The sequence below is a fragment of the Stenotrophomonas sp. YJH_SMC_33 genome (assembly GCF_059372295.1).
Window position 1 is genome coordinate 126,624 of the sequence record NZ_JCAFVJ010000011.1, and the last position, 23,446, is coordinate 150,069.

The window sequence follows — 23,446 nt, forward strand, 5'->3', positions numbered from 1 at the left end:
TACTGCCTTGCGTACGTCACCGGGCGTAAAGCGCCCTTGCCGCCCCATGATAAGGCGGCTTGGCATGGCACGCTGCGTTTCCGGTCACTCGCACACGCGAGCCAGCGATGGCATTGCACCCTCGCCAGCGCGACAGGCGTCAGGCGTTCACATCCACGACGATGCGGCCGCGCACCTTGCCGGGGATGATCTGCTCATAGACATCCAGCACCTCGGCCAGGCCGATCTGCTGCACGGTGCTTTCCAGCTTCCGCGGATCCAGGTCGGTCGCGAGCCGATCCCAGGCGCGCTGGCGAACCTCTTGTGGCGCATTCACCGAATCGATGCCGGCAAGGGTCACATTGCGCAGGATGAAGGGCAGCACCGAGCCGTGCAGCGCATCGCTCTGGGCCAGGCCACAGGCGGCCACGGCACCGCGGTACTTCGTTTCGGCGATGGCATTGACCAGCGTGGTGCCGCCGGCCACATCCACCACGCCGGCCCAGCGCTCGGCACTCACCGGCCGCTCGCGCGGCTCCGAAAGCTGCGCACGATCGATGATCTCGGCCGCACCCAGGTTGTGCAGATAGTCGGCGTGCTCCGGTCGCCCGGTGGCGGCCACCACGCGGTAGCCCAGCCTCGAGAGGATCGCCACCGCGATCGAGCCGACGCCGCCGTTGGCGCCGGTGACCAGCACATCGCCCTGTGCAGGCGCCACCCCGGCATGTTCCAGAGCCAGCACGCACAGCATGGCGGTGTAGCCAGCGGTGCCGATGGCCATGGCGTCGCGGGTGCTCAGGTTGTCGGGAATCCGGTTGAGCCACTCGCCCCGCACGCGCGCGCGCTGGGCCAGGCCGCCGTGGTGGCCCATGCTCAGGTCCCAGCCATTGAGCACGACGCGATCGCCTGGCTTGAAGTTGGCCCTGCTGGATTCCAGCACTACGCCTGCCAGATCGATGCCGGGAATGAGCGGAAACGTCCGGATGATCGGACTCTTGCCGGTGAGGGCAAGCGCATCCTTGTAGTTGAGCGTGGAGTACTCGACCTGTACCAGGACGTCGCCGTCCATCAGGTCGGCCTCGTCGAAATCGACCAGCTCGGTCGAGAGCTGGTTGTTCGTCTTGCGGGTCAGCAGTGCTTTGAACGTCATGGATGGCCTCACATTCATGGGATGGGGCCATGCTAGGCTCGCGCCTCTATCGCAACAAGAACGACGATTTTCCGTAGGTACTATGGTTTTCCGGAGTATGCATGCGTAGCAAACGGTGGGACGGCAAGAGTGGTTGCGCGGTGGAAGTCACGCTGTCGGTCATCGGTGGCGTGTGGAAGCCGATCATTCTGTTTCACCTGATGACCGGCAAGCGGCGTTTCATGGAGCTGACCCGGCGGGTGCCCAATGCCACCCAGTCCATGCTCACCAGCCAGCTGCGTGAACTGGAAGCAGATGGCGTTGTGATCCGCCACGTGTACCCGGAAGTGCCGCCGAAGGTGGAATACGAGCTGTCCGAGTTCGGCCGCACGCTGGTGCCGGTGCTGCTGGCCATGCGCGAGTGGGGAGAAACCTATCGCGGCCATGGAAGCACGGAAGGCGATTGCCAGGGTTGAAGACACTTCCGGTTCCACTGCGGCGGCGCATTCCGGCCGGATGCGCTCGCGCTTACACGCAATACGGATGGGTTGAATGACACCACCCGTAGCGGCTGGAGCGATGCCCCTGGCAGGAGGGGCACCACGGGTACTACGGAGCAGCTTTCGGTTGACGCGGATCGGCAATGATCCGCGAGGGGGATCCATACAGCACCAACACCTGCGTGCCGGTGCTGAACACCGGGTCCGGGCCCTGCACAACGGTCATCAGATTGCCGTTCTCCGTCTGCACCACGTACTCCAGGCCCTTGGCCTGGGAGAGTGCGCGTTCAGAGGCCGCACCGGCAATCGCGCCTGCCACCAGGCCGCCAATGGCACCGATGGCCGCTGCCTGGTCGCTGCCGCCGATGGTGGAGCCGGCCACCCCGCCAGCCGCAGCGCCGGCAACGGCTCCGCCTCCCTGCGAACCGTCGATACTGACCGCGCGAACGCTGATGACCGTACCGCCCACCGTGCGGTTGACCTGTCCCACCGAGCCGATGGAGTAACTGTCGGTGCGCACGTTGGGTGCGCAGGCCGTCAGCATTGCCGCCACCGAAGCGGTCAGCAACGGGCGTCTCACGGCGCTTCCTGCTTGTTGGGGAACATCGGCTTGGTGATGTCCACGGTCTCCAGCGCCTGCAGGAACTGGGCGATGTTGTTCTGCGCCGAGCGGCTGATGGATTCGCGAGCGCGAATGACACCGGCAAATGCATAGTTGAACGGCACCTCGCCGGAAGCGCTGACGTCCTGGGTGTAGACGATGCTGCCGGTGGCACGATCGATCAGCTCATAACGGGCGATCGTCTTTGTGGTCATCGATGCCCCGAAACTGGGAATGTCAATGGCCAGGATCTTCACCGACAGGCTCAGCTTCACCGGTGCATCGTCGCGGAACACCGCCATTTTGTTCAGTGCTTCGGTCAGCGCGTTCTGCCACATCTGCGGCACTTCGTGCTGGGCCTGCGCCGGGATCTTGCCTTTGGCCTCGTCCGGGCGTGCCAGTGTGACCGTCAGCGACTTCAGCTCACCGTCGATCTTCTTGCTGCTGACCCCGACGTTCGGCACCGAGAAATTGAGCGGCGGATTGGTGGTGCAGCCCACCAGCGACACAGCGAGGATCGCTGCGAACAGAAACTTCTTCATCCATTTTCCCCTGTGGTTACGCTGAAACATCCATGGTGTGTCTCGTGCTCGTCCGCAACGTCCGTGCTGCACCGCGTGCTTTGCCGCCGGCGACCTGCTGGTGTGGCTGAACGCGCGAAAGCATACCTGAATAGGGGGCGCATGCGCGGCCCGCCCCGCGGCTCGCCTGAATTCCTAAAAGGGGGGACCGGAGGAATGGCTCAGAAGCGGTAGGCCGCCTGCACATACACCCGTCGCGGCTCGCCCGGGAAATGCCCGTTGCGCTCGATGAAGCCGCTGGCCGCGTACACCTTGTCGAACAGGTTCTTGACGTTGGCCTGGAACTGCCACTGCTTCCACGTGGTCTTCCAGCTCATGTCGAACGCCGTGTAAGCCTTGACCGTCTGCCCATCCAGGCTGACACGCTGGCCCACATGGTCGGCGCCGAAGCCAATGGCCGAATTGATCGACGGCAGGTCGTAGCGCGTCCACAGGCCGAGCTTGTTGCGTGGCGCATTCGCGAAGCGGTCTCCGGAGGCATTGGTGATGCCGTTCGGGCCGGCATCCTTCACCCGTGCGTCGTTGTAGGCGTAGGTCAGGTTCACCACCCAGCGCTCGGTCACGTCGGCCAGCAGGTCCAGTTCCATGCCCGTGCTGCGTACCAGGCCCAGCGCGGCCAGCTGGTTCACGCCGTCCCGCACTTCGCCGGTGGCCTGCACGATCTTGCTGCGGTCGATGCGGTAGGCCGCCATGTTCAGGGTCACACGGTCGGCCAGCAGGGATTTCAGGCCGATTTCCCATTGCCTGCTGCGCTCAGCGTCGAAGGGCCCACCGGCTGCCGGATTCTGGTTGGCGGCACTCTGCGGCACGAAGCCGCTGGCGATGTTGGCATACAGGTTCACGCCGTCCCGGACGGTAAAGGTACTGCCCAGCCGCCAGCTGAGGTCGTTGCCATCCACGCTGCCACCAGTGATGCGATCGTCGTCCTGGAAACCATCCCAACGCAGTCCGGCCAGCACATGCCAGCGCGTGCCCAGTGCCAGCTCATCCTGCAGATAGCCACCGTAACGCTTGCTGCGGGTGGCGGTGCTGCGCCAGGGCAGGGCGGCCAGGTTGTAGTCGTGCCAGGTGCTGGCGCCATAGACCGGGTTGAACAGATCGATGCCGCGCACCGGACCGGCGCCGCGTGCCAGGTCGGCACTGTTGGCGGTCTGCGCGGTGAAGTCGGCGTCGAGCTGGTAGACGTCGGCGCCGAACAGCACCTTGTGTTCGATACGGCCGGTGTTGATCCGCCATACGGCATTGCCGCTGGCGGTGAACGCCTCGTTGTCGCGGATCTGGTTGCGCAGCTGGCGCGTCATCCACTCGGCCACGCCATCGCGGTCACGGTCGATCAGCCCCATCGGTTCGTGGTACATCTGGTGCTCGTTGTTGCTGAACCAGCGCGCAGCAATATCCACGTCCAGCGTATCGAGCGGTGCGAAGCGATACTGCGCCAGCGCCACCCTGGCGCGCATGTCGAGGAAATCACTGGCCTCGTTGTGGTTCCATCGCCGGTCGGTCAGGAAGGTGCCGGCATCGTTCACTGGGACGCCCCGGAGCCGGTTGCCGCCCAGGTTCTGGGTGATGTCGGTGAACTGCAGCACCAGTTCGCCGGTCTGGCCGACATCGAAAGCCAGCGATGCATCGCCGATCACGCTTTCGCTGTCGGCGTTCCAGCGCACGCCCTGCTCGGTGTCGGCATACAGGCCGGCGCGATAGCGGATGCTGCCGCTGGCACTCAGCGGGCCGGTGCCTTCGATCGACCCGGCGCGGAAGTCCTTGTCGCCTGCCTGCAGCTCGATGCGGCGTTCGGCGCGCGTCTTGGGCTTGCGCGTCACATAGTTGATGACACCGCCCGCATCACCACCGCCGTACAGCGCACCGGCCGGACCCTTCAGCACTTCCACGCGTTCGATGTTGAACAGCTGCGGTACCGAGAAGCCTGCATAGGGATCACCGCGCAGACCGTCGTAGAGCACGTTTTCCTGGCGGAAACCGCGCAAGGTAACGCCGGCATAGCTGAAGAAGCTGATGCCGCTGATGCTGCGATACAGGTCGGTGACCTGACGCGCGGCCTGGTCGTCGATCAGCTCGCGCGGCACGACCTGGATCGACTGAGGGACCAGTTCCAGAGGCGTGTCAGTGCGAGTGCCGACAGCGGCATCGTTGGCGCGGTACAGCGTCTGCGCGCGGCCGCGGACTTCGACCTTGTCCAGATCCTTCGGGGCGTCGGCTGGGGCTTGGGAGGCCAATGCAGGCGTCGCCAGGGAAAGGGACAGCGCCGCGCAGATCGCGTTCTTCAGAAGGGCGGGAAGGGGCATGAGGGAGTCACGATGGGCTGCAAATGAGAAAGATTAGCATTTGCAAAGGTTCGTGGCCCATCCCCCCCCCTGGTGCGCTGTGGACGCAGGCTCGGGTGGGTGTACGGTGTGCCCGGCAAAGCCACCCGCACACCGGTGCGGCCCCGCACGTGCCATCAGTGGTGCGAGGTCGGCGGCAAAGCGTCCGCGCTGGAATCCTCACTGGAACGCGGATTCGGTTCGCTTCAGCAACGCGCCCGCTAGGGCGATGCCACCACGGCCTGCGCGCGGCGCGCGGCCTCGGTCATTACCGAGGCCAGCTGCTTCAACGAGTAAGGCTTGCGAAGCAGGGTAAAGCCGTGGCCCGGATCCCGGGCAAGCAACTCGCTGTAGCCGCTGGTGAGGATGACGGGGAGCTCTGGCAGGCGGTCGCGGATGGTGCGGGCCAGATCCAGGCCGTTCATGCCCGGCATCACGACGTCGCTGAACACCACGTGGAAGCGCGAGGCATCCCGTTCCAGCTCCGCCAAGGCCTCGTCTGCATTGCGCGCAAGCATCACGCTGTAATCGAGCTCGCGCAGGGCGCCAACCGCAAATTCGGCCACGTCGACGTTGTCTTCCACCACGAGCACGCAGACGCCTTGGCCATGCTGCAGCCCCGATTGCGCCGCCGGCCGTTCCGTCGTTTCTCCTGCCTGCGCCAGCGGCAGGTACAGCGTAAAGCGGCTACCGGCGCCCGCCTGGCTCTGCACGTCCACCTCGCCTTCGGACTGCTTGACGAAACCGAACACCTGGCTGAGACCGAGCCCGGTCCCGGCACCGACGCTCTTGGTGGTGAAGAAGGGCTCGAAGATGCGGTCGACCACTGCAGGGTCGATGCCTGCGCCGGTATCGGTGACACTGATGGCAGCAAAGTCGCCCTTCATCGGGGCGGCGAAGCGCACCGAAGGCACCGCAGTGACCTGTTCCACTTCGATGGTCACCCTGCCGTGCCCGTCGATCGCATCGCGGGCGTTGACCGCGATGTTGATCAATGCGGTGTCGAGTTGGGTCCGGTCCAGCAGCACCGGCAACGGTGTACTCGGCAACGACAACGATACCTGGATGCGCGCGCCCAGAACCGTGGTGATGATATCCGAGAGCGCGCGCACGCTTTCGCACAGATCGAAGACCTCGGGCGACAGGCTCTGGCGGCGCGAGAATGCAAGCAGTTGCGCGGTCAGCTTGGTGGCGCGGTCCGATGCTGCTGCAATGGCCTGGATGTAGCGGCGTCGGTTGTCATCTGCCGGCCACGTGTGCAGGAGCATGTCCACCGAACCGGTGATGACCTGCAACAGGTTGTTGAAGTCGTGCGCCACGCCGCCGGTAAGCTGGCCGATCGCCTCCAGCTTCTGCGACTGGCGCAGCTGCTCGCGGGCGCGTACCAGTTCCAGGTGGGCTTCCCGCGCCTGCTCGGTGATCGCCGCGACCTGCCGGCTGTGCAGGTCGCGCTCGATCACCCGTTCGGTCTGCTCGCTCACCACGCACAGGATGCCCGCCACACTGCCGCAGCCGACGCGCAGCGGCGAATAGGAGAACGTCCAGAATGTTTCGCGCAGCGTGCCGTAGCGGTCCATCATCAGGGGCAGGTTCTTAAAGCTGCGGCTGGTGCCGGCAAAGGCATCGTTGACCGCCTGCGCAACGTCCGGCCACACATCGGCCCAGACATCCTCCAGGCGGTTGCCCATCGCGCCGTGCAGCTTTCCTCCCAGCAAGGGCAGGTAGGCATCATTGAAGAAGAAGGCCTTGTCTTCCTTGCCCCAGGCGAGCCAGAGGGGTTCGGGCGAATCAAGGATCATCGCCAGCAACATGCGGAGCTCGGCCGGTGCGCTCGCGGCAGTGGCCGAACGCGCCCAGTCACTGTCCTGCAGCAGTCGGTAGGCAAGCTGCTCAGGCGCCGAGACGGGCAGGGGAAAAGGATGCATGGCCGCCATTGGCGCAGGAAGGTGGCGCAGCATAGCCGAGTGGATGTCATGGCGCCCTGCACATCACCGGCATGAAGGGCATCACCACTTCGGTTGACGGGGCAGCGTTGCACCTCTGTCCTGCAGGTTGCCGCGATCGGGACCGCCGCGCGCTGCTCACTACGCCCGCGGACTCTGCCCCTGGCGGAAGGTCGCGAAGGCGGCCTGATCGCCGCGTCTAGTCCTCACGTGCGCTCCGCGCGGCGAGGGCGTCGCGGCCGGCGTCGGTGAGATCGATATCCCCGTCTTCCGCCTGTACCGCCAAACCCGCGTTGACTGCCCACGTCGCCGCGTCGCCGCGCACCGGTTGCGCAGCGGCGATTGCCTCCAGGATCTCCCGCTGTTGCGCCGTCATGCCCATGAGCCGGCCCTCAGATGCCCAGCAACGAGGTCGGTTGCCAATCCGACAGCCTGGCGTGGCTGACCGGTTGGTGGCAGCCGCACTCGTCGCAGCGGAACAGTGCTCCACCCGGAAGGTGAACCAGATTGTCTTCGCTGGCCGAACTGGTCGAGGAGCAATGCCGGCAGGTAACAGTGAGCGCAGTGATGCGCTGCACGCCGCCGGACAGATCGAACACGGCCTCGAATGCGCGAATGACAGGATGGGCAGTGTCCGGCATCTGGATCTCGACAGGGCAGGGAGGTTGGGAGATCGCATCGTCGCGCGTTGGCCGTGATGGCGCAGTCAGCCAGATGCATGGACACGATCAAGACAGGCGCGGCAATGGGGAGCGGTTCCTTTTCAGGGATCCTTTCCAATCAGGTCCCACGGCTTGTCACAGCCGTCGCGCTCGCTTGATCACACTCCACGCCCTTGTTGCAGCGGGTCCCGCAGGACAATGAAGGCGACAGAAGAAGTCCCGCCCTGCGGCTCAGGCGATGCAGATCATCAGTACCGTGCACAGCACCAGCATCAGCACGAACACACGCCGGCTCAGCGCCAGGCACGCCAGATAGGCGGCCAGCGCCCATGCAGCCAGCAGCGCGCAGGCCACCAGCCACAGCCCGATGGCCATCACCGATCCGGCCGCCAATGCAGATAACGCGATGGCCTTGAACAGCGCCACGCCCAGCACACTGCCCAGCATGCCGGCCTGCAAGGCAATGGCATCGTGGTGGGCAGGAACGCGGTGGTGGCGCATTGCGGGTCCGGTGCAGGCCGAGGGGCGTCGGCTGCACTTTGCCCAAAGGCACATCCACGAAATGTGTTCATTGCACCCGAAGCGCGTGGTCGAGCATCCTTGGTGGAACACCCCTCGGCAGATTGCAGGTGCTGCCGGTACGAAGCGCCGTGCTGGTCAAGGCGCTGGCATCCACTTGCCTGTGAATGCCGGTTCTTCAGTGGCTGCCGGCGACGGCGGCCTTACGCTTCCTGTCCAGTGACACCGCCACGCACCACAGCAGCAGGCCGCCAATGGCAGTGGCCGCACCGACATAGCCGGTGCTGGCCGGGCTGAAGCCGGCGCTGATCGCCATGCCGCCCAGCCAGGGGCCGAGCGCATTGGCGGTATTGAACGCGGCGTGGTTGGAGGCGGCCGCCAGCGTCTGTGCTTCACCGGCCACGTCCATCAGGCGGGTCTGCAGCACTGCCGCCAGCGCGCCCATGGTGCCGACGGTGGTGATCATCGGGCCGATCGTCCACACGGACTGCGCGGCCAGCGGATACAGCAGCAGCATCAGGATCGACCACAGCAGGACCACGGCGGCGGCCTTGAAGTGGAACCTGTCCACCAGCCAGCCACCGGCGATGTTGCCGATGATCGCGCCGATGCCGAACACGCCCACCGCCAGCGGCATCCACGATTCGGCCACGCCGGTGACCTGCACCAGGGTCGGAGCCAGGTAAGTGAACACGCAGAACATGCCAGCGAAGCCGACTGCGCCGATCGCCAACGCCAGCCACACCTGGGACGTGTTGAAGGCGCGCAGTTCGCGCATCGGCGAGGTGCGCACCTCGTCCGGATCCGGCAGCAGGAAGCGGGCGATCATCGCAACGGTGGCGATGGCCAGCACGCTGACCAGGGCAAAGGCGGTGCGCCAGCTCAGCTGCTGGCCCAGCCAGGTGGTCAGCGGGTTGCCGACCAGGATTGCGATCGACAGGCCCAGCAGCACCCGCGACATCGCCTGGCCGCGCTGGCCGGCAGGGCTGATCGCCGCGGCCACCAGCATCGCAACGCCGAAGTAGGCGCCATGCGGGAGGCCGGCGACGAAGCGTGCCGCCAGCATGGTGCCGTAATTGGGTGCCAGCGCGCTGGCGAGGTTGCCCACCGCGTAGAAGCCCATCAGCGCCAACAAGAGCTTGCGGCGCGGGAAGCTGGCACCCACGAAGGCGAGGATCGGCGCACCGACGACAACGCCGATGGCATAGGCGCTGATCAGGTGACCGACCTGCGTTTCGGAGATCGACAAGCCGCGACTGATCTCCAGCATCAGGCCCATGCTGGCGAACTCGCTGGTCCCGATGGCGAAGCCACCCAGAGACAGGGCGAGGATGATCAGGGTGCGCTGACGGGGCGTCAGCCGCGCAGCCAGGGAAGAGGTGGGGCTCATGCGGGGGGCGCGACAGGGCGGGGGAGCCCCCCATTGTACTGCTGCACCGCAACAAGGGCAGCAGCGCTCAGCTAAATCAGCGTTCGATCAGTGACACGCCGCCCCCCGCTGTCCGTGCGGCCTGGTCAGATGCCCAGCGCTGCCCGGGCGTGCGCGCACTTGCAGCGCAGGCGCCCGGCCGTCGCCGCGTCGAGCATCGCCAGGCGCTGCGGATCGGCGCTGTCATCCAGATCGGCCCGCTTCACCTTCAGTGCCAGCGGTGGGCGGCAATGCGCGCGTAGTAGCTGTCCGCGTCGGGGGCCGCGGCGCGCTTGAGCAGGTGCACCGCCTCGCGCAGCGGGGCGGGGAATGCCTCGATGCGTGCGGCAAACGCTGGGCAGTCCTCGGCCACATCATGCAGCCACGCCACCACTTCGGCGTCATCGTCGCCGCGCACCGCAGCCGCCACCCGTGCCACATGGCCGATGTAAGGCTGGCCGGCCTTGTAAATCTGGCCGGCGTGCACCTCGGTGGCGAGGGTGCGGGCAAGTGCTACCCAGTCCATATCGGTCTCCTTGGATATCGGCGCGCAGTTTCGCGCAAAAGCAGGGAGCGGTTGTCGATGCGGCGATGACACTGCGATGGGCATGATGGCTGGGCAGGGGCGCGGCGTCGCCCCGAGGAGGAGGAGTTCGATGCAGGAATTCAGGCATGTGCTGGAAACCCGTGGCCGCTACCAGCTGGTAGCGGTGTCCCACGAGCCGGTGTACGCTCCGGGCGATGTGGTCGGCCATGCGGTCGTCGCCGACGATGGGGATCGTCTGACCGACCTGGTATCGCTGGCCGAAGCGCGCCAGTTGCTGTTGCAACGGGTGCGTGAAGAGGGCGAAGAGCCCGGGCTGGAGAACGAAAATCACCTGCGGAAAAAGGCGTCGCGCTGGCGCCGCCGCTAGGCCGTCGCGCCCTCGTGCGCATCATGGAGGATTCGGGTGTTGCCCAGTAAGAAGTACCTGCTCATCGCCATCATCACGCTGGCGACCCTGCTGCTTGGTTTCGTGTTTTCCGGCTACCTGACGCTGCTGTTCCTGGGCTTGGATACCAAGCTGTTCACCTGGAACACCTACTACCAGTACTTCAACGCGCTGGACCAGCCACAGGTCGCGCCCTTCGTTGGCAAGATCCGATGGGCCGGCTACGTGGGCTTCGGCCTGCCGCTGCTGGTATTGGTGGTGACCGGCCTGGTGCTGCTGCTGAAGAAGGACAAGCGCTCGCTGCACGGCGATGCACGCTTTGCCACCGGCGCCGACCTGGCCAGGCATGGCATGTTCAAGAAGACTGGCCAGAGCATCGTGGTCGGCAGCCATGGTGGCAAGCTGGTGCGCCTGGATGGCCAGCAGTTCGTCATCCTGGCCGCGCCCACCCGCTCGGGCAAAGGCGTGGGCGTGGTCATCCCGAACCTGCTGGAGTACGGCGAATCGCTGGTGGTGCTGGACATCAAGCAGGAAAACTTCGACCTGACCAGCGGCTGGCGCGCCAGCCAGGGTCAGGAAATCTACCTGTTCAATCCTTTCGCCGAGGACCGGCGCACGCATCGCTGGAATCCGCTCAGCTACGTCTCCGACGATCCGGCGTTCCGCGTCTCGGACCTGATGAGCATCGCTGCGATGCTGTATCCGGATGGGGCCGAGGACCAGAAGTTCTGGGTCAGCCAGGCGCGCAACGCGTTCATGGCCTTCACCCTGTACCTGTTCGAGAACTGGGACGACGAGCGCAGCAGCGGTTTCCCGGGGGGCGCCGGCACGCCCACGCTCGGCGCGGTGTACCGGTTGTCCTCCGGCGACGGGACCGACCTGAAGAAGTACCTCAAGACCCTGTCGGAGCGGCCGTTCCTCAGTGCCAACGCACGTTCGGCCTTCGCCAACATGCTGTCGCAGGCGGACGAGACCTTCGCCTCGATCCTGGGCACCTTCAAGGAGCCGCTGAACCCCTGGATCAACCCGGTGCTGGACAAGGCCACCAGCAGCAACGATTTCCTGCTGACCGACGTCCGCAAGAAGAAGATGACCATCTACATCGGCATCCAGCCGAACAAGCTGGCCGAGAGCCGGCTGATCATCAACCTGTTCTTCAGCCAGCTGATCAACCTCAATACCAAGGAACTGCCCAGGTCCAACCCGGACCTGAAGTACCAGTGCCTGCTGCTGATGGACGAATTCACCTCGATCGGCAAAGTCGAGATCATCGCCTCGGCGGTGTCCTACATGGCTGGCTACAACATCCGCCTGCTGCCGATCATCCAGAGCATGGCCCAGCTCGATGCCACATACGGCCGCGAAGTCTCGCGCACGATCATCACCAACCATGCCCTGCAGATCCTGTACGCGCCGCGTGAGCAGCAGGATGCCAACGACTATTCGGACATGCTGGGCTACACCACGGTGCGCAAGAAGAACGTCACGCATGCCAGAGAGAAGACCCACAACTTCACCGAAGAGCGGCGTGCACTGATGCTGCCGCAGGAGCTGAAGGCGATGGGGCCCGACAAGGAAGTGTTCCTCTACGAAGGCATACCGCATCCGGTGAAATGCGACAAGATCCGCTATTACAAGGATCGCTATTTCACGTCCAGACTGCTGCCGAAGGTCGATGTTCCGATGCTTAACGTCTAATTCACGACGCTAAATTTGTGACTTGGATTCATATTCACTGAAGTGAAAACGTGAGGTAAGTCAAGAATTCGGCATCTGTTCATAGATTTTCAGACTTGTCTGACATGGAATTGACGCGTGGTTGTGCGACCCTATGTCTGTCGTCCAGAAATGTGTGCTGGATGTCAAAGATGTGGCAGTAGGGTGGCCAGGAGTTTGTGCCATGGAAACAAGGATGGTTTCGACGTTGGTGAGGTATGCGGGTGGGTTGTCGGCTATGTCCGGCGGCCCCGCAACTTGGTTGGCAGCCGTTGGCTGCAGGGGAGCCGGAGTGGGTGTGCCGCACGCAGCGCATCCCTCTGATTCCGGCGTGCGCGATGCAGCGCCGGACGACCAGGGGACCAATGCTCGGGACTGCTTTTTCGTACGTCAAAGTGAAGCCCGTATGAATCAGGCGTTTATCGCGAAAATGTCCATCGCCGCAGTGGCGGCGTTGATGGTGGCCGGTTGCGCCACCAAGTCCGCTCCCGATTTCGGAGGCCGCTGGAAGCCGGTCAACCGCTTTGCTGCGACAACGACCGAAATTCCGCTGTACTCCAGCTACGTCTACCAGGCCTCGCCGATGGATGGCACGCTCAAAGCCATGCTCGAGCGCTGGGCCAAGGATTCCGGGCGCACGCTGGACTACCGCCTCAGCTCGGATTTCACCCTGTATGGCGCGGTCTCGAAGATCGATACGACCAACGCGCAGCAGGCCGTGATCGATCTGACATCGGCCTATTCGGCGCAGGGTATCTCGGTCTCCATCGTTGGCAACCAGATCGTTGTGCAGAGCGCTGGCTCGACGCCGACCGCGTCGGCGCAGGGCGCTGATTCCAACAGCGGCACCTGAGTCCACCTCGAAATCATCGAACGTGCCGCTCCCCGCGCCTGTCGCAGGGGTGCCACGCCCATTGATGTTTCAGCAGTACGGAAGAATCCATGTTCCGCAAGAAGGATCCCGGCAATAGCCCCAAGGTCGAGCAGTCGGTCGCCAAGGCGGTCAGCTACGAGATCACCGTGGCCGACATGGCACGCCGCAGCGAGCGGCGTGCATGGTGGGTCGCCACAGGCTCATTGCTGATGTCGCTCGCACTGGCGGGCGGCTACTACTACATGCTGCCGCTGAAGGAAAAGGTGCCGTTCCTGGTGATGGCCGATGCCTACACGGGTACGGCGACCGTCGCGCGGTTGAGTGGCACCTTCCAGGGCGAGACGATCACCACCAACGAAGCGATCAATCGCAGCAACGTCGCCCAGTACGTGCTCGCGCGCGAATCGTATGACTCGGCGGTGATGGGCCTGCGTGACTGGGAACTGGTGTTCGTGATGTCCACCGATCCGGTGGCGCAGTCCATGCGTGTCCGCTATGCCGGCAACAATCCGCAGAACCCGTTCGTGATGTACGGTCGCGAGCGCGCCATCCGGGTCAAGATCCTCAGCATCACGCCATTGGGTGCCGAGCCGAACGGCAGCTTCCGCGGCGCTTCGGTGCGCATCCAGCGCAGCCTGCTGGACAAGCGCACCGGCGTCTCTACCTACCTGGACAACCAGCTGGTGACGATGCGTTTCGAGTACAACCAGAACCTGGCGTTGTCCGAACAGGATCGCATCCTCAATCCGCTGGCCTTCCAGGTCACCGAGTACCGCGTCGACAACGACTATTCGCGTGGCGTGCCGGTGCCGGATGACGGTGCCATGCAGGCGCAGGCGCAGCAGGCCGCACAGGCGGCGCAGCAGGCACAGGGTGTCTACGATCCCAACAATCCGGCCGCAGCCACCATGATCGACCCGGCCACCGGCCAGCCGGTCGCGGTGCCCGCCAACGGCCAGGTACCGGGCCAGGCAATGCCGGGACAGCCTGTACAGGGCCAACCGATGCCGGGTCAGCCGGTGCAGGGGCAAGCAATGCCGGGGCAGGCCATGCCCGGACAGCCGGCCATGAGGCCGGCGCAGAACAATTCCACCGGAACTGCTGATGGAGCAAGCAACCGATGAGTAGTCGAAATATCAGGGGAAGCGCGCTGGCGCTGCTGTCGATGTTGTCGTTGCTGTTCCCGGCAGCGGCGATGGCGCAGGCGGTTGACCACTACGAGTACGAGAAGGACCGCATCTATCCGGTTCGCACCGGCCTGGGCCTGACCACCCAGATCGAGTTGAGCCCGAACGAGAAGATCCTCGACTACAGCACCGGCTTCAGCAGCGGCTGGGAACTGACCCGTCGCGAGAACGTGTTCTACCTCAAGCCGAAGAACGTCGACGTCGACACCAACATGATGGTGCGCACCGAGACCCATTCCTACATCTTCGAACTGAAGGTGGTGGCCACCGACTGGCGCCAGCTGGAGCAGGCCCGTCGTGCAGGCGTGCAGTACAAGATCGCCTTCGTCTATCCCAACGACACCGTGTTCGGTGTCGCCCAGGAAGCGGTCGAGGAAGAGGCCAAACCGCTGTTGAGCTCGGAACTGGCCAAGGACCGCCAGTACAACTTCAACTACTCCTATTCGACCAGCAAGGCGAAGAAGATGGGGTGGCTGATCCCGGTCAACGCCTATGACGATGGCCGTTTCACCTATCTGAAACTGCCGAACTCGCCGGAGTACAAGACCGGCATCTTCCCGGCCGTGTTTGGTCGCGAAACGGAATACGGTGAAGACTTCGTGGTCAACACCACGGTTGAAGGCAATACGCTGATCGTGCACGGGACCTACCCGTACCTGGTCATCCGCCACGGCGACTTCGTCGTCGGCCTGCGAAGGAACGTGAAGAAATGAGCCAGCAGAACACTCCCGGAAACGACCCGAACAATGGACGCGACGAGAGCCAGAGCCCGTACGGCGCACAGGGTGCCGCGGACGCGCCGTCGAATCCCTACTTCGGCACGGCCCAGGCCGAGCCGGCGCCGGATCTGGACGCGGCCGCGCCGCAGCTGCGCTCGGCCGAAGAGCAGCGGCTGAACCGGAAGGCGCTGCTGTTCCTCGGTGGCATCGTGTTGCTGTTGGTGGCCATGGGCTTCCTGCTGTTCCGCAAGGGCCAGGATGACAAGGACGCTGCACAGAAGGTGCCGGAAGTCGCGCGTGTGTCCACGCCGACGCTGCCGGACGCTGTGCAGACGGATCCGGTTCCGTCTCAGGCGATGCAGCCCGTTGACCCGATTCCGATGCTGCCGCCGCCGCCGTCCGGGCCTACTCGCGCAGAACCGGCCTTCAGCATGAGCGAGCGCGAAGCCCCGCGGGGTCCGACGCTCGCCGAGCGCCGGATGGGAGCGTCGGGGAACGGCTTCGTTGGTGCTGGCGACAGCGCGGGCGGTGATGGGCAGGGGGGCCAGGAAGACGAGCTGACCCGTACCCTTCGCCTCCAGGCCCAGATGATGGGTGGACAGCAGAATGCAGCGCCGGCCCGGGTTCGTCGCGGCCCCGATGTTGATGACGTGTCCAATGCCAGCTACATCCGCAGTCCCGATGCGCTGCTGGTGCGGGGTACCTACCTGCGTTGCGTGCTGGAAACCCGCATCATCACCGATATCGCGGGCTACACTTCGTGCCTGCTGACCGAACCGGTGTACTCGATCAACGGCCGCAATCTTCTGCTGCCGAAGGGCTCCAAGATCTATGGCGCCTATGGCGGCGGTCCCACCGGCAAGCGGGTGGAAGTGATCTGGGATCGCATCACTACGCCGAATGGTATCGACGTGGCCATGTCCAGTCCGGGCGTGGATCAGCTGGGCGGCGCCGGGCATCCGGGCCAGTACAGCGCGCACTGGGGCAGCCGTATCGCCTCGGCGCTGATGATCAGTCTGCTGGCGGATGCGTTCAAGTACGCCGCTGCAGAGCATGGCCCGGAAACCACTACCGTGGCGAATAACGGCATGACCATCCAGTCGCCCTATGAGAGCGCCACCGCACGCACCATGGAGCGCTTGGCCAATGAATCGCTGAGCCAGCGTCGTCCGCCGACCGTCACCATCAACCAGGGCACGATCGTGAACGTCTACGTTGCAAAGGACGTTGACTTCACCAACGTGCTGAACCCCCGCCGGTAACCCAACGAACGATCATGGACGCCGAAGTGTCCCCCCTCGCCCTCGTCTCCAGCGATTTTCTGCGCTATCAGTACGAAGTGCTGGGCATCGCCGAGTACATGACTTCTCCGGAAGTGACGGAAATCTGCATCAACCGTCCCGGCGAGCTGTACCTGGAAACCCGGGCGGGGTGGCAGCGGGTGGACGTGCCGAGCCTGACGTTCGAGCGGGCCCGGCAGTTCTGCACGGCAGTGGTGAACGAGAGCAACACCGGCCAGCGCATCACCGATGCCGATCCGGTGGTGTCGCTCACGTTCCCCACCGGCCAGCGTGCGCAGTTCGTGATTCCGCCGGCCTGTGACGCGGGGAAGGTGTCGATCACCATCCGTTTGCCTTCCAAGCACACCAAGTCGCTCACGCAGTATCACGAAGACGGCTTCTTCAACCAGATTCTGGAAAGCGACGGCAGCATCAGCGAGCAGGATCGCGAGCTGCTGGAGCTGCGTCATTCGCGAGAGTACGCCGAGTTCTTCCGGCGTGCGGTGATGTACCGCAAGAACATCGTGGTATCCGGCGCGACCGGCAGCGGCAAGACCACCTTCATGAAGGCGCTGGTCAACCATATCCCGGACAACGAGCGCCTGGTCACCATCGAGGACGCACGCGAGCTGTTTCTGACCCAGCCCAACGTGGTGCACCTGTTGTATTCCAAGGGCGGGCAGAGCACCAGCAATGTGACGGCCAAGAGCTGCATGGAAGCCTGCCTGCGCATGAAGCCCGAACGCATCATCCTGGCCGAGCTGCGCGGTGACGAAGCGTTCTACTTCATCCGCAACTGCGCGTCCGGCCACCCGGGCTCGATCACCAGCTGCCATGCCGGCAGCCCGGAGCAGACCTGGGACCAGCTGGCGCTGATGGTGAAGGCTTCAGCCGAAGGTTCGGGCCTGGAGTTCAACGTGATCAAGCGGTTGTTGATGATGACCATCGACATCGTCGTGCATATCAAGGCGCATGCCGGCTCGCGCTACATCACCGGCATCGACTTCAATCCTGGGCGTGCCCAGGGGCAGGAGGGCTGACCAATGCTGCCAGGACTGGAAATGATGGCGTGCCCGGAAATGGCCGTCTCGATGGACGTGATGCAACACGTCATCAACGTGGAGTCGTCGCGCAACCCGTATGCCATCGGCGTGGTCGGCGGTGCACTGGTGCGTCAGCCCAAGGCGTTGGATGAAGCGCTGGCGACGGTGCGCATGCTGGAAGAGAAGGGCTACAACTTCTCGATCGGGTTGGCCCAGGTCAATCGCTACAACCTGGGCAAATACGGGCTGGATTCCTACGAGAAGGCCTTCCAGCAGTGCCCGAACCTGCAGGCCGGTTCGCGCATTCTCGCCGAGTGCTACAAGCGCTCCGGTGGTGACTGGGGCAAGTCGTTCAGCTGTTACTACTCGGGCAATTTCGAGACCGGCTTCCGTCACGGCTACGTGCAGAAGATCTACGACTCGATCCGCCGCGGCCAGCAGGTCGCCAGCAATGGTGTCGCACCGATCGACGTGGTCAGTCGCGGTGAGCGCCGTGCAGTGAAGGTCGAGCATCATCCGCAGCTCGCTTCGCCGGCGCAGGCGCGCATCGTTGCACAGTCCAATGGCCCGGTGTACGTGCCGTCGGAAGATCCCGCACGCGCCTATGTCGTATACCCGTCCCCCGGTGCGATGGCGCGGGGCAGTCTGCTGAATCTCGCCGACCAGGCGCTGTCCAAGGTGGTGCTGGGTTCGGTGGACAGGATGATGCAGCCCCAGGCGCAGCCCAACCAAGAGGCCACCTATCCCCAGCAACAGGCCGGTGGCATGCCGCAGCAGCTGCCCAAACAGCGTGCTGCGCAGGCGATGGCCATGCCGCAGCAGTTGCCGGGCGCTGCCGGTGCCACCAATGAGGGGCCCGTGATGCTGCGGCCCTGGAGCGAGCGGAACCAGCCTGTGGCGGGTGCCGACAATTCGTACAACGCGCCGGTGCAGACCGCACCGGTGCAGCAGATTCCCGCAGGGGATGCGGCCTTCGTGTTCTGACGAAGTCGTGGTGCGGCCAGTCCCCCGGCTGGCCGATTCAGTTGTGTTAGTCCATCAACAAGGAAATCAATCCATGAAGCGATCCAATCTCGACCTCGTCCAGGCCCAGCGCACGCTGAAGACCCTGCTGATGGCCACGGTTTTCGTCGGCGCCATGTTCGCCCCGCAGGTCTTCGCCAACGGTGCCGTCGACTTCGGCGGCACCGACAAGAAGGTGTGCGGCTTCTTCAACAACATCAACGGCCTGCTGAACATCGCCTCGATCGCCGTGGTCACCATCGCGGTGATCTTCGCCGGTTATCAGATCGCGTTCGCGCACAAGCGCATCGCTGACGTTGCACCGATTCTGATCGGCGGCGTGCTGATCGGCGCTGCGGGCCAGATCGCGCGCATGCTGCTGGGTGATGGTAGCGACGGCAAGTGTGGTGGTGGCACCAGCACCTCCTACCTGATCAACCATGTGATCCAGTACTACAGTGCATAAGAACGTCGTGTTCCGCGGCTGCACGCGCCCAGCGATGTTCCTGGGCGTGCCCTATCTGCCATTTTTCATGGTGGCAGGTGGCTTGCTGCTGCTCAGCATGTACACGAACTTCTGGTTCCTGCTCACCATTCCGGTGGCGGTCTTCATCATGCGGCAGATGGCCAAGCGTGACGAAATGATCTTCCGCCTGTTGGGCCTGCGCCTGATGTTCAAGCTGAAAGTCCGCAACGTGCAGGAACACGATGGCATGTGGGTGTTCAACCCCAACCATTACCGCGACAAGCCGGCCCGAATGGATTGAGGTCCGGATCCGGCCTGGCGGGCGTCCGCGCCCGTCGGGTCTGTTGAAACTTTTTGGCAGTACCTCTTTGGAAGCAGTCGTATGTTCAGCCCAGACACCTCCATCAGCGAGTTCATTCCATTGTCGTCGCACGTCGCCCCGAACGTGGTCAAGACCACGGGCGGCGACTACCTGCTGACCTGGCATCTGGAAGGGCTGCCGTTCGTCGGCCGTGAGGAGTGGGAGCTTGAGCATCGCCACAACACGTTCAACCGCCTGCTGCAGACGCTGCGCGCGCCGGATTTCGTCAACGTCGCCTTCTGGGTGCACGACATCCGTCGTCGCCGGACCCTGAAGGGCAGGAGCAACTACAAGCAGCGCTTCAACCAGGATGTGTCCGATCAGTACATGGGCATGTTGTCCTCACAGCGCATCATGCAGAACGAGCTGTACCTGACCATGATCTACCGCCCCGTGGTGGCGGGTAAGCGTTTCGTCGAGAAGTCGGCGAACGTGGACAAGCTGCGCGCCGAGCAGGAGCAGGCAGTAGAAAAGTTGATGGAGCTGGCCGGCAACGTCGAGGCCGTCATCCGCGACTATGCGCCGTACCGCCTGGGAATGTACGAGGCAAAGAACGGCGTGGTGTTCTCTGAAACGCTAGAGCTGTTCGGCTACCTGATCAATCGCATCGACGAGCCGGTGCCGGTGCTGTCGGCACCGATCAAGGACTACCTGCCAGTGAGCCGGCACATGTTTTCGGCCAAGACCGGTGACTTCGTCATCAACACCCCCAACGGTGCCAACCACTTCGGCGCCATCCTGAACATCAAGGAATATGCTGAGGGAACGTACCCGGGCATCCTCAACGGCCTGAAGTACCTGGACTACGAGTACGTCATCACCCATTCGTTCAGCCCGATGGGGCGCCAGGACGCGCTCAAGGTGCTCGACCGCACCAAGGGCATGATGATCTCCTCCGGCGACAAGGCGGTCAGCCAGATCGTCGAGCTGGACCAGGCGATGGATCAGCTCTCGTCGGGCAATTTCGTGCTCGGCGAATACCACTTCATCATGGCAGTCTACGGCGACAGCCAGGCCAAGCTGTCACAGAACGTGGCCACGACGCGCGCCGAGCTGTCCAATGCCGGTTTTGTGTCGACCAAGGAAGATCTGGCGGTTACCTCGTCTTTCTACTCGCAGCTGCCGGCCAACTGGCGCTACCGCACCCGCCTGGCCAATGTCAGCTCGCTGAACTTCCTGGGCCTGTCGCCACTGCACAACTTCGCGACCGGCAAGCAGCACAACAACCCGTGGGGCGACTGCGTCACCACGCTGCAGACCACCAACGGCCAGCCGTACTACTTCAATTTCCACGCGACCCATCCGTCAGAGAACTCGTTGGGCGAGAAGGCGATCGCCAACACCATGGTGATTGGTAAGTCCGGTACCGGTAAGACCGCACTGATCAACTTCCTGCTCAGCCAAGTGCAGAAGTATGAGCCGTCACCGACCATCTTCTTCTTCGACAAGGATCGGGGTGCGGAGATCTTCGTGCGCGCCTGCGGTGGTAACTATCTGGCCTTGGAGAACGGCGCGCCGACCGGGTTCAACCCGTTCCAGTGCGAGAACAATGAAGCCAACGTGCAGTTCCTGGCCGACTTGATCAAGGTGCTGGCCGGCAAGCGTGAGTACAGCGCCCGCGAGGAAGAGGACATCTACCGCGCAGTGGAAAGCATGCTCGATACGCCCATGCACCTGCGCAGCATGACCAACTTCCAGAAGAGCCTGCCCAACATGGGCGACGATGGGCTCTATGCGCGCATGCGCCGCTGGACCTCAGGCAACTCGCTGGGCTGGGTGTTCGACAATCCGGTCGACACCGTTGACCTGAGCAAGGCCAACATCATCGGCTTCGACTACACCGATATCATCGACAATCCCGAAGTGCGCGTGCCGGTCATCAATTACCTGCTGCACCGCCTGGAGTCGCTGATCGATGGTCGTCCGCTGATCTACGTGATGGACGAATTCTGGAAGATCCTGGACGGCGAGGGTGGCCTGAAGGAATTCGCGAAGAACAAGCAGAAGACCATCCGTAAGCAGAACGGTCTGGGCATATTCGCAACGCAGAGCCCGGAAGATGCGCTGAAGAGTGACATCTCGGCTGCACTGATCGAACAGACCGCCACGCTGATCCTGCTGCCGAACCCGAATGCCAGCAAGAGCGACTACATGGATGGCCTGAAGCTGACCGAGGCCGAGTTCAGGGTGGTCACCGCCTTGGACGAGCGCTCGCGCTGCTTCCTGGTCAAGCAGGGCCATGCGTCCAGCGTCTGCCAGCTCAACCTGCGTGGGATGGACGACATCCTGTCGGTGATCTCGGCCTCGACCGACAACATCGACATCATGCATCGGGTGTTGCAGACCGCTGCAGTCCGCAATCGGATCACCGTGGACGAGCTCACGCCGGAACAGTGGTTGGAAGATTTCTACAAGAACCGGAAGGGTTCGGGGAAGGAACCCCGTTCCGACGCTGCTTGATGGCAGCGCAAGCAGGAGACAGGCAAGTGGATGTCAATCTGAACAACAGGAGTTTTGCCATGAACATCGTCAAGCGTCGGGCCAGCGCCCGCAAGGTACTCAAGCCGGTGGCCAAGGTGCTGGGTGTTGCCTTGGCGCTGTCTGCCACCAATGCTGGGGCATTTGGTCCGGTGCAGGAAACCGGTCCAGCGCTGATGCAGCACATCTGGAACCAGTTCAATACCCTGCAGTCCAAGGTGCAGGAGAAGACCCAGTTCGTCAGAGAAAATACACAGTGGCTTCAGGACTGGAACCAGACCATCAAGGAGTATGGCGAGATGCTGGTTCAGGTGCAGGGTATCGTCAACAACTTCGGTCTTCCTTCCGCTGCACAGCTGACGCCCGTTTCGCCCAAGTACCTGGTCGCTGAAACCTGTGGCACCGGCGCAGATTTGAAGGACATGCTGCCCAACATCATTTTCAATTCAAAGGGCGACTGGAAGAGCCAGCAGACGCAGATCTGCGTGAACATCCGCATGATGCAGAATCGCAAATACAACGATGCGGTTTACTTCATGCAGACGACCGGGCCTGCGTTCCTGAAGAGCATGGATGACATCGCGCAGTTGCGTTTTGGTAGCAATCGGCTCGGTGACATGAACGCAGTGGCGAACGACTCGATGCGTACTGCGAACGAAATGAACGCAACGATCAAGAACTTTGAAGCCCGGATCAAGGCATACGACGCCTACATCGATGTGATGGAGGCCAATCAGAAGGTCGTGGCCCAGTCTGCGCTCAAGGGCGATCCAACCAAGACCGTCATCAGTGACCTGGTCAAGACAGCAGCGCTGAAGACGGCGTTGTCCATCGACTGATGCGTGGAATGAAGCACCTGAGGTTCGAGTCCCTACGGGGCGCCTCAAGCGATAGCGGTATCACCAAGGGAATGTGGGTATGACGATCAGGTCGATTGCCAACTTTGATTTTTCGGGCGGATTCCAGGATTTGATGGGGCACGTGGCGCGCGTCCAGTCGGTCGGCGACTTCGTTTTCTTCAAGCTGATCCTGGATTATCTGCGGGAGCGAATCGGCAAGTTCGGCTTCGACGTCATGGACAACATGATGGCGTGGGTGGGCGGAATGGCGCTGACCCTCATGACCTTGTGGGTCCTCATTCAGGGCTATCGTATCGTCACCGGACGTAGCCGCGATTCGATGATGATCTTGGTGACCAACATGGCGCGCGCCGCACTGATCGTGGCTGTAGCGACAAGCATGGGCATGTTTGGCCGGGATCTTCATGGATTCCTGACCGAGGACGTGAAGGGTCTCATCACCCATGTCGTTACCGGGAAGGATCAGAAGCCCGAGGAGCAGATCGACAAGAGCTTGGCCTGGATGCAGGTTGCGCTGTCCAGTGTGGATGGAATCAAGATCCTGAATGACCCGGGGCTGCAGGAAGACAAGACACGAGCCATGTGGTTCATCGGCTTGGGTACGGGCGGCCCGGCGGTGACTGCTGGCTCGATGCTGTTGCTCTATGAGGTCGCGATGGCGTTGTTCATCGGTTTCGGCCCACTGTTCATCCTCTGTCTGTTGTTCGATCAGACCAAACAAATGTTCCAGCGATGGCTCTTCTACGGAATCGGGACCATGTTCTCGATGGCGGTGCTGTCGGCAATGGTGTCCATTGCATTGGATATGGTGATCCGCGTGTCTTCCTCGTTCTGGGCGACGGCGCTGGTGAACAGGTTCCTGCTTGACGGGGCTTCCAGCGACGG

At 63.3% G+C, this 23,446-nt stretch carries 24 protein-coding genes; 14 read left to right on the top strand and 10 right to left on the bottom strand.

The window, feature by feature from the left end; translation table 11 throughout:
• Window positions 1–139: 139 nt before the first annotated feature.
• Entirely contained in the window at window positions 140–1,129 is a 990-nt protein-coding gene (gene acuI / locus AC5P9W_RS16160; RefSeq protein ID WP_134730819.1) for an acrylyl-CoA reductase (NADPH), read from the bottom strand.
• A gap of 101 nt (window positions 1,130–1,230) precedes the next feature.
• Here acuI and AC5P9W_RS16165 point away from each other — a divergent pair, with 101 nt between their 5' ends.
• Window positions 1,231–1,584 (top strand): winged helix-turn-helix transcriptional regulator, encoded by a 354-nt coding sequence (locus AC5P9W_RS16165; protein WP_019660307.1) that lies wholly within the window; start codon window positions 1,231–1,233, stop codon window positions 1,582–1,584.
• A gap of 133 nt (window positions 1,585–1,717) precedes the next feature.
• Here the strand turns inward: AC5P9W_RS16165 and AC5P9W_RS16170 are convergent, their stop codons facing one another.
• The 9 genes from AC5P9W_RS16170 to AC5P9W_RS16210 form a co-directional block, all read right to left on the bottom strand.
• Window positions 1,718–2,188, bottom strand: coding sequence for an outer membrane lipoprotein (locus AC5P9W_RS16170; RefSeq protein WP_227844467.1), 471 nt, complete (start codon window positions 2,186–2,188; stop codon window positions 1,718–1,720).
• Window positions 2,185–2,751 (bottom strand): putative periplasmic lipoprotein, encoded by a 567-nt coding sequence (locus tag AC5P9W_RS16175; protein WP_019660305.1) that lies wholly within the window; start codon window positions 2,749–2,751, stop codon window positions 2,185–2,187. Before AC5P9W_RS16175 ends, AC5P9W_RS16170 begins: the two co-directional genes overlap by 4 nt.
• Before the next feature lie 200 nt (window positions 2,752–2,951).
• Window positions 2,952–5,093 (bottom strand): TonB-dependent siderophore receptor, encoded by a 2,142-nt coding sequence (locus tag AC5P9W_RS16180; RefSeq protein ID WP_329842111.1) that lies wholly within the window; start codon window positions 5,091–5,093, stop codon window positions 2,952–2,954.
• 239 nt (window positions 5,094–5,332) lie between these two features.
• The gene (locus AC5P9W_RS16185; RefSeq protein WP_495219356.1) at window positions 5,333–7,036 is read right to left on the bottom strand and encodes an ATP-binding protein; all 1,704 of its coding nucleotides are present in this window, start codon (window positions 7,034–7,036) and stop codon (window positions 5,333–5,335) included.
• Window positions 7,037–7,253: 217 nt separating this feature from the next.
• Entirely contained in the window at window positions 7,254–7,436 is a 183-nt protein-coding gene (locus AC5P9W_RS16190) for a hypothetical protein (RefSeq protein WP_019660302.1), read from the bottom strand.
• A 10-nt stretch (window positions 7,437–7,446) separates the two neighbouring features.
• Window positions 7,447–7,695, bottom strand: coding sequence for a hypothetical protein (locus tag AC5P9W_RS16195; protein WP_019660301.1), 249 nt, complete (start codon window positions 7,693–7,695; stop codon window positions 7,447–7,449).
• Window positions 7,696–7,947: 252 nt separating this feature from the next.
• The gene (locus tag AC5P9W_RS16200) at window positions 7,948–8,217 is read right to left on the bottom strand and encodes a hypothetical protein (protein ID WP_019660300.1); all 270 of its coding nucleotides are present in this window, start codon (window positions 8,215–8,217) and stop codon (window positions 7,948–7,950) included.
• 196 nt (window positions 8,218–8,413) lie between these two features.
• Entirely contained in the window at window positions 8,414–9,625 is a 1,212-nt protein-coding gene (locus AC5P9W_RS16205) for an MFS transporter (protein WP_329842109.1), read from the bottom strand.
• 247 nt (window positions 9,626–9,872) lie between these two features.
• Complete coding sequence (locus tag AC5P9W_RS16210) at window positions 9,873–10,169, bottom strand: hypothetical protein (RefSeq protein ID WP_241744934.1); 297 nt, start codon at window positions 10,167–10,169, stop codon at window positions 9,873–9,875.
• Between the two features lie 130 nt (window positions 10,170–10,299).
• Between AC5P9W_RS16210 and AC5P9W_RS16215 the strand changes: the two genes are divergently transcribed.
• The 13 genes from AC5P9W_RS16215 to AC5P9W_RS16275 form a co-directional block, all read left to right on the top strand.
• Window positions 10,300–10,557 (top strand): hypothetical protein, encoded by a 258-nt coding sequence (locus AC5P9W_RS16215; RefSeq protein ID WP_019660298.1) that lies wholly within the window; start codon window positions 10,300–10,302, stop codon window positions 10,555–10,557.
• A 36-nt stretch (window positions 10,558–10,593) separates the two neighbouring features.
• A complete protein-coding gene (locus AC5P9W_RS16220; RefSeq protein WP_019660297.1) occupies window positions 10,594–12,273 on the top strand; it encodes a type IV secretory system conjugative DNA transfer family protein in 1,680 nt (559 codons plus the stop codon).
• Between the two features lie 424 nt (window positions 12,274–12,697).
• Window positions 12,698–13,144, top strand: coding sequence for a hypothetical protein (locus tag AC5P9W_RS16225; RefSeq protein WP_021202791.1), 447 nt, complete (start codon window positions 12,698–12,700; stop codon window positions 13,142–13,144).
• Window positions 13,145–13,233: 89 nt separating this feature from the next.
• A complete protein-coding gene (locus AC5P9W_RS16230) occupies window positions 13,234–14,289 on the top strand; it encodes a VirB8 family type IV secretion system protein (RefSeq protein WP_019660295.1) in 1,056 nt (351 codons plus the stop codon).
• Entirely contained in the window at window positions 14,286–15,065 is a 780-nt protein-coding gene (locus tag AC5P9W_RS16235) for a TrbG/VirB9 family P-type conjugative transfer protein (protein WP_019660294.1), read from the top strand. The genes AC5P9W_RS16230 and AC5P9W_RS16235 overlap by 4 nt, the downstream gene beginning before the upstream one ends.
• Window positions 15,062–16,333: a TrbI/VirB10 family protein gene (locus AC5P9W_RS16240; protein ID WP_019660293.1), complete on the top strand. Its 1,272-nt coding sequence runs from the start codon at window positions 15,062–15,064 to the stop codon at window positions 16,331–16,333. The genes AC5P9W_RS16235 and AC5P9W_RS16240 overlap by 4 nt, the downstream gene beginning before the upstream one ends.
• Window positions 16,334–16,347: 14 nt before the next feature.
• On the top strand, window positions 16,348–17,391 hold the full coding sequence (virB11, locus tag AC5P9W_RS16245; RefSeq protein WP_021202793.1) for a P-type DNA transfer ATPase VirB11: 1,044 nt from the start codon (window positions 16,348–16,350) through the stop codon (window positions 17,389–17,391).
• Window positions 17,392–17,394: 3 nt separating this feature from the next.
• Complete coding sequence (locus AC5P9W_RS16250) at window positions 17,395–18,378, top strand: lytic transglycosylase domain-containing protein (RefSeq protein ID WP_171952776.1); 984 nt, start codon at window positions 17,395–17,397, stop codon at window positions 18,376–18,378.
• 73 nt (window positions 18,379–18,451) lie between these two features.
• Window positions 18,452–18,862: a TrbC/VirB2 family protein gene (locus AC5P9W_RS16255; protein ID WP_058981388.1), complete on the top strand. Its 411-nt coding sequence runs from the start codon at window positions 18,452–18,454 to the stop codon at window positions 18,860–18,862.
• On the top strand, window positions 18,855–19,163 hold the full coding sequence (locus AC5P9W_RS16260; RefSeq protein WP_019660289.1) for a VirB3 family type IV secretion system protein: 309 nt from the start codon (window positions 18,855–18,857) through the stop codon (window positions 19,161–19,163). The genes AC5P9W_RS16255 and AC5P9W_RS16260 overlap by 8 nt, the downstream gene beginning before the upstream one ends.
• A gap of 81 nt (window positions 19,164–19,244) precedes the next feature.
• The gene (locus AC5P9W_RS16265) at window positions 19,245–21,683 is read left to right on the top strand and encodes a VirB4 family type IV secretion/conjugal transfer ATPase (protein ID WP_155029776.1); all 2,439 of its coding nucleotides are present in this window, start codon (window positions 19,245–19,247) and stop codon (window positions 21,681–21,683) included.
• A 59-nt stretch (window positions 21,684–21,742) separates the two neighbouring features.
• A complete protein-coding gene (locus AC5P9W_RS16270) occupies window positions 21,743–22,540 on the top strand; it encodes a hypothetical protein (RefSeq protein WP_019660287.1) in 798 nt (265 codons plus the stop codon).
• A 79-nt stretch (window positions 22,541–22,619) separates the two neighbouring features.
• The coding region (locus AC5P9W_RS16275) for a TrbL/VirB6 family protein (RefSeq protein ID WP_495219357.1) at window positions 22,620–23,446 on the top strand (827 nt) is incomplete at its 3' end.

Excerpts from the sequence above, each read along its gene's own strand:
- AC5P9W_RS16180 (WP_329842111.1), bottom strand. The coding sequence starts at position 5,093 with ATGCCCCTTCCCGCCCTTCTGAAGAACGCGATCTGCGCGGCGCTGTCC.
- AC5P9W_RS16225 (WP_021202791.1), top strand. The coding sequence starts at position 12,698 with ATGAATCAGGCGTTTATCGCGAAAATGTCCATCGCCGCAGTGGCGGCG.
- AC5P9W_RS16190 (WP_019660302.1), bottom strand. The coding sequence starts at position 7,436 with ATGGGCATGACGGCGCAACAGCGGGAGATCCTGGAGGCAATCGCCGCT.
- AC5P9W_RS16195 (WP_019660301.1), bottom strand. The coding sequence starts at position 7,695 with ATGCCGGACACTGCCCATCCTGTCATTCGCGCATTCGAGGCCGTGTTC.
- AC5P9W_RS16165 (WP_019660307.1), top strand. The coding sequence starts at position 1,231 with ATGCGTAGCAAACGGTGGGACGGCAAGAGTGGTTGCGCGGTGGAAGTC.
- AC5P9W_RS16205 (WP_329842109.1), bottom strand. The coding sequence starts at position 9,625 with ATGAGCCCCACCTCTTCCCTGGCTGCGCGGCTGACGCCCCGTCAGCGC.
- AC5P9W_RS16265 (WP_155029776.1), top strand. The coding sequence starts at position 19,245 with ATGTTCAGCCCAGACACCTCCATCAGCGAGTTCATTCCATTGTCGTCG.
- acuI (WP_134730819.1), bottom strand. The coding sequence starts at position 1,129 with ATGACGTTCAAAGCACTGCTGACCCGCAAGACGAACAACCAGCTCTCG.
- AC5P9W_RS16270 (WP_019660287.1), top strand. The coding sequence starts at position 21,743 with ATGAACATCGTCAAGCGTCGGGCCAGCGCCCGCAAGGTACTCAAGCCG.
- AC5P9W_RS16175 (WP_019660305.1), bottom strand. The coding sequence starts at position 2,751 with ATGAAGAAGTTTCTGTTCGCAGCGATCCTCGCTGTGTCGCTGGTGGGC.
- AC5P9W_RS16235 (WP_019660294.1), top strand. The coding sequence starts at position 14,286 with ATGAGTAGTCGAAATATCAGGGGAAGCGCGCTGGCGCTGCTGTCGATG.
- AC5P9W_RS16215 (WP_019660298.1), top strand. The coding sequence starts at position 10,300 with ATGCAGGAATTCAGGCATGTGCTGGAAACCCGTGGCCGCTACCAGCTG.
- AC5P9W_RS16250 (WP_171952776.1), top strand. The coding sequence starts at position 17,395 with ATGCTGCCAGGACTGGAAATGATGGCGTGCCCGGAAATGGCCGTCTCG.
- AC5P9W_RS16240 (WP_019660293.1), top strand. The coding sequence starts at position 15,062 with ATGAGCCAGCAGAACACTCCCGGAAACGACCCGAACAATGGACGCGAC.
- AC5P9W_RS16210 (WP_241744934.1), bottom strand. The coding sequence starts at position 10,169 with ATGGACTGGGTAGCACTTGCCCGCACCCTCGCCACCGAGGTGCACGCC.
- AC5P9W_RS16200 (WP_019660300.1), bottom strand. The coding sequence starts at position 8,217 with ATGCGCCACCACCGCGTTCCTGCCCACCACGATGCCATTGCCTTGCAG.
- AC5P9W_RS16185 (WP_495219356.1), bottom strand. The coding sequence starts at position 7,036 with ATGCATCCTTTTCCCCTGCCCGTCTCGGCGCCTGAGCAGCTTGCCTAC.
- virB11 (WP_021202793.1), top strand. The coding sequence starts at position 16,348 with ATGGACGCCGAAGTGTCCCCCCTCGCCCTCGTCTCCAGCGATTTTCTG.
- AC5P9W_RS16230 (WP_019660295.1), top strand. The coding sequence starts at position 13,234 with ATGTTCCGCAAGAAGGATCCCGGCAATAGCCCCAAGGTCGAGCAGTCG.
- AC5P9W_RS16255 (WP_058981388.1), top strand. The coding sequence starts at position 18,452 with ATGAAGCGATCCAATCTCGACCTCGTCCAGGCCCAGCGCACGCTGAAG.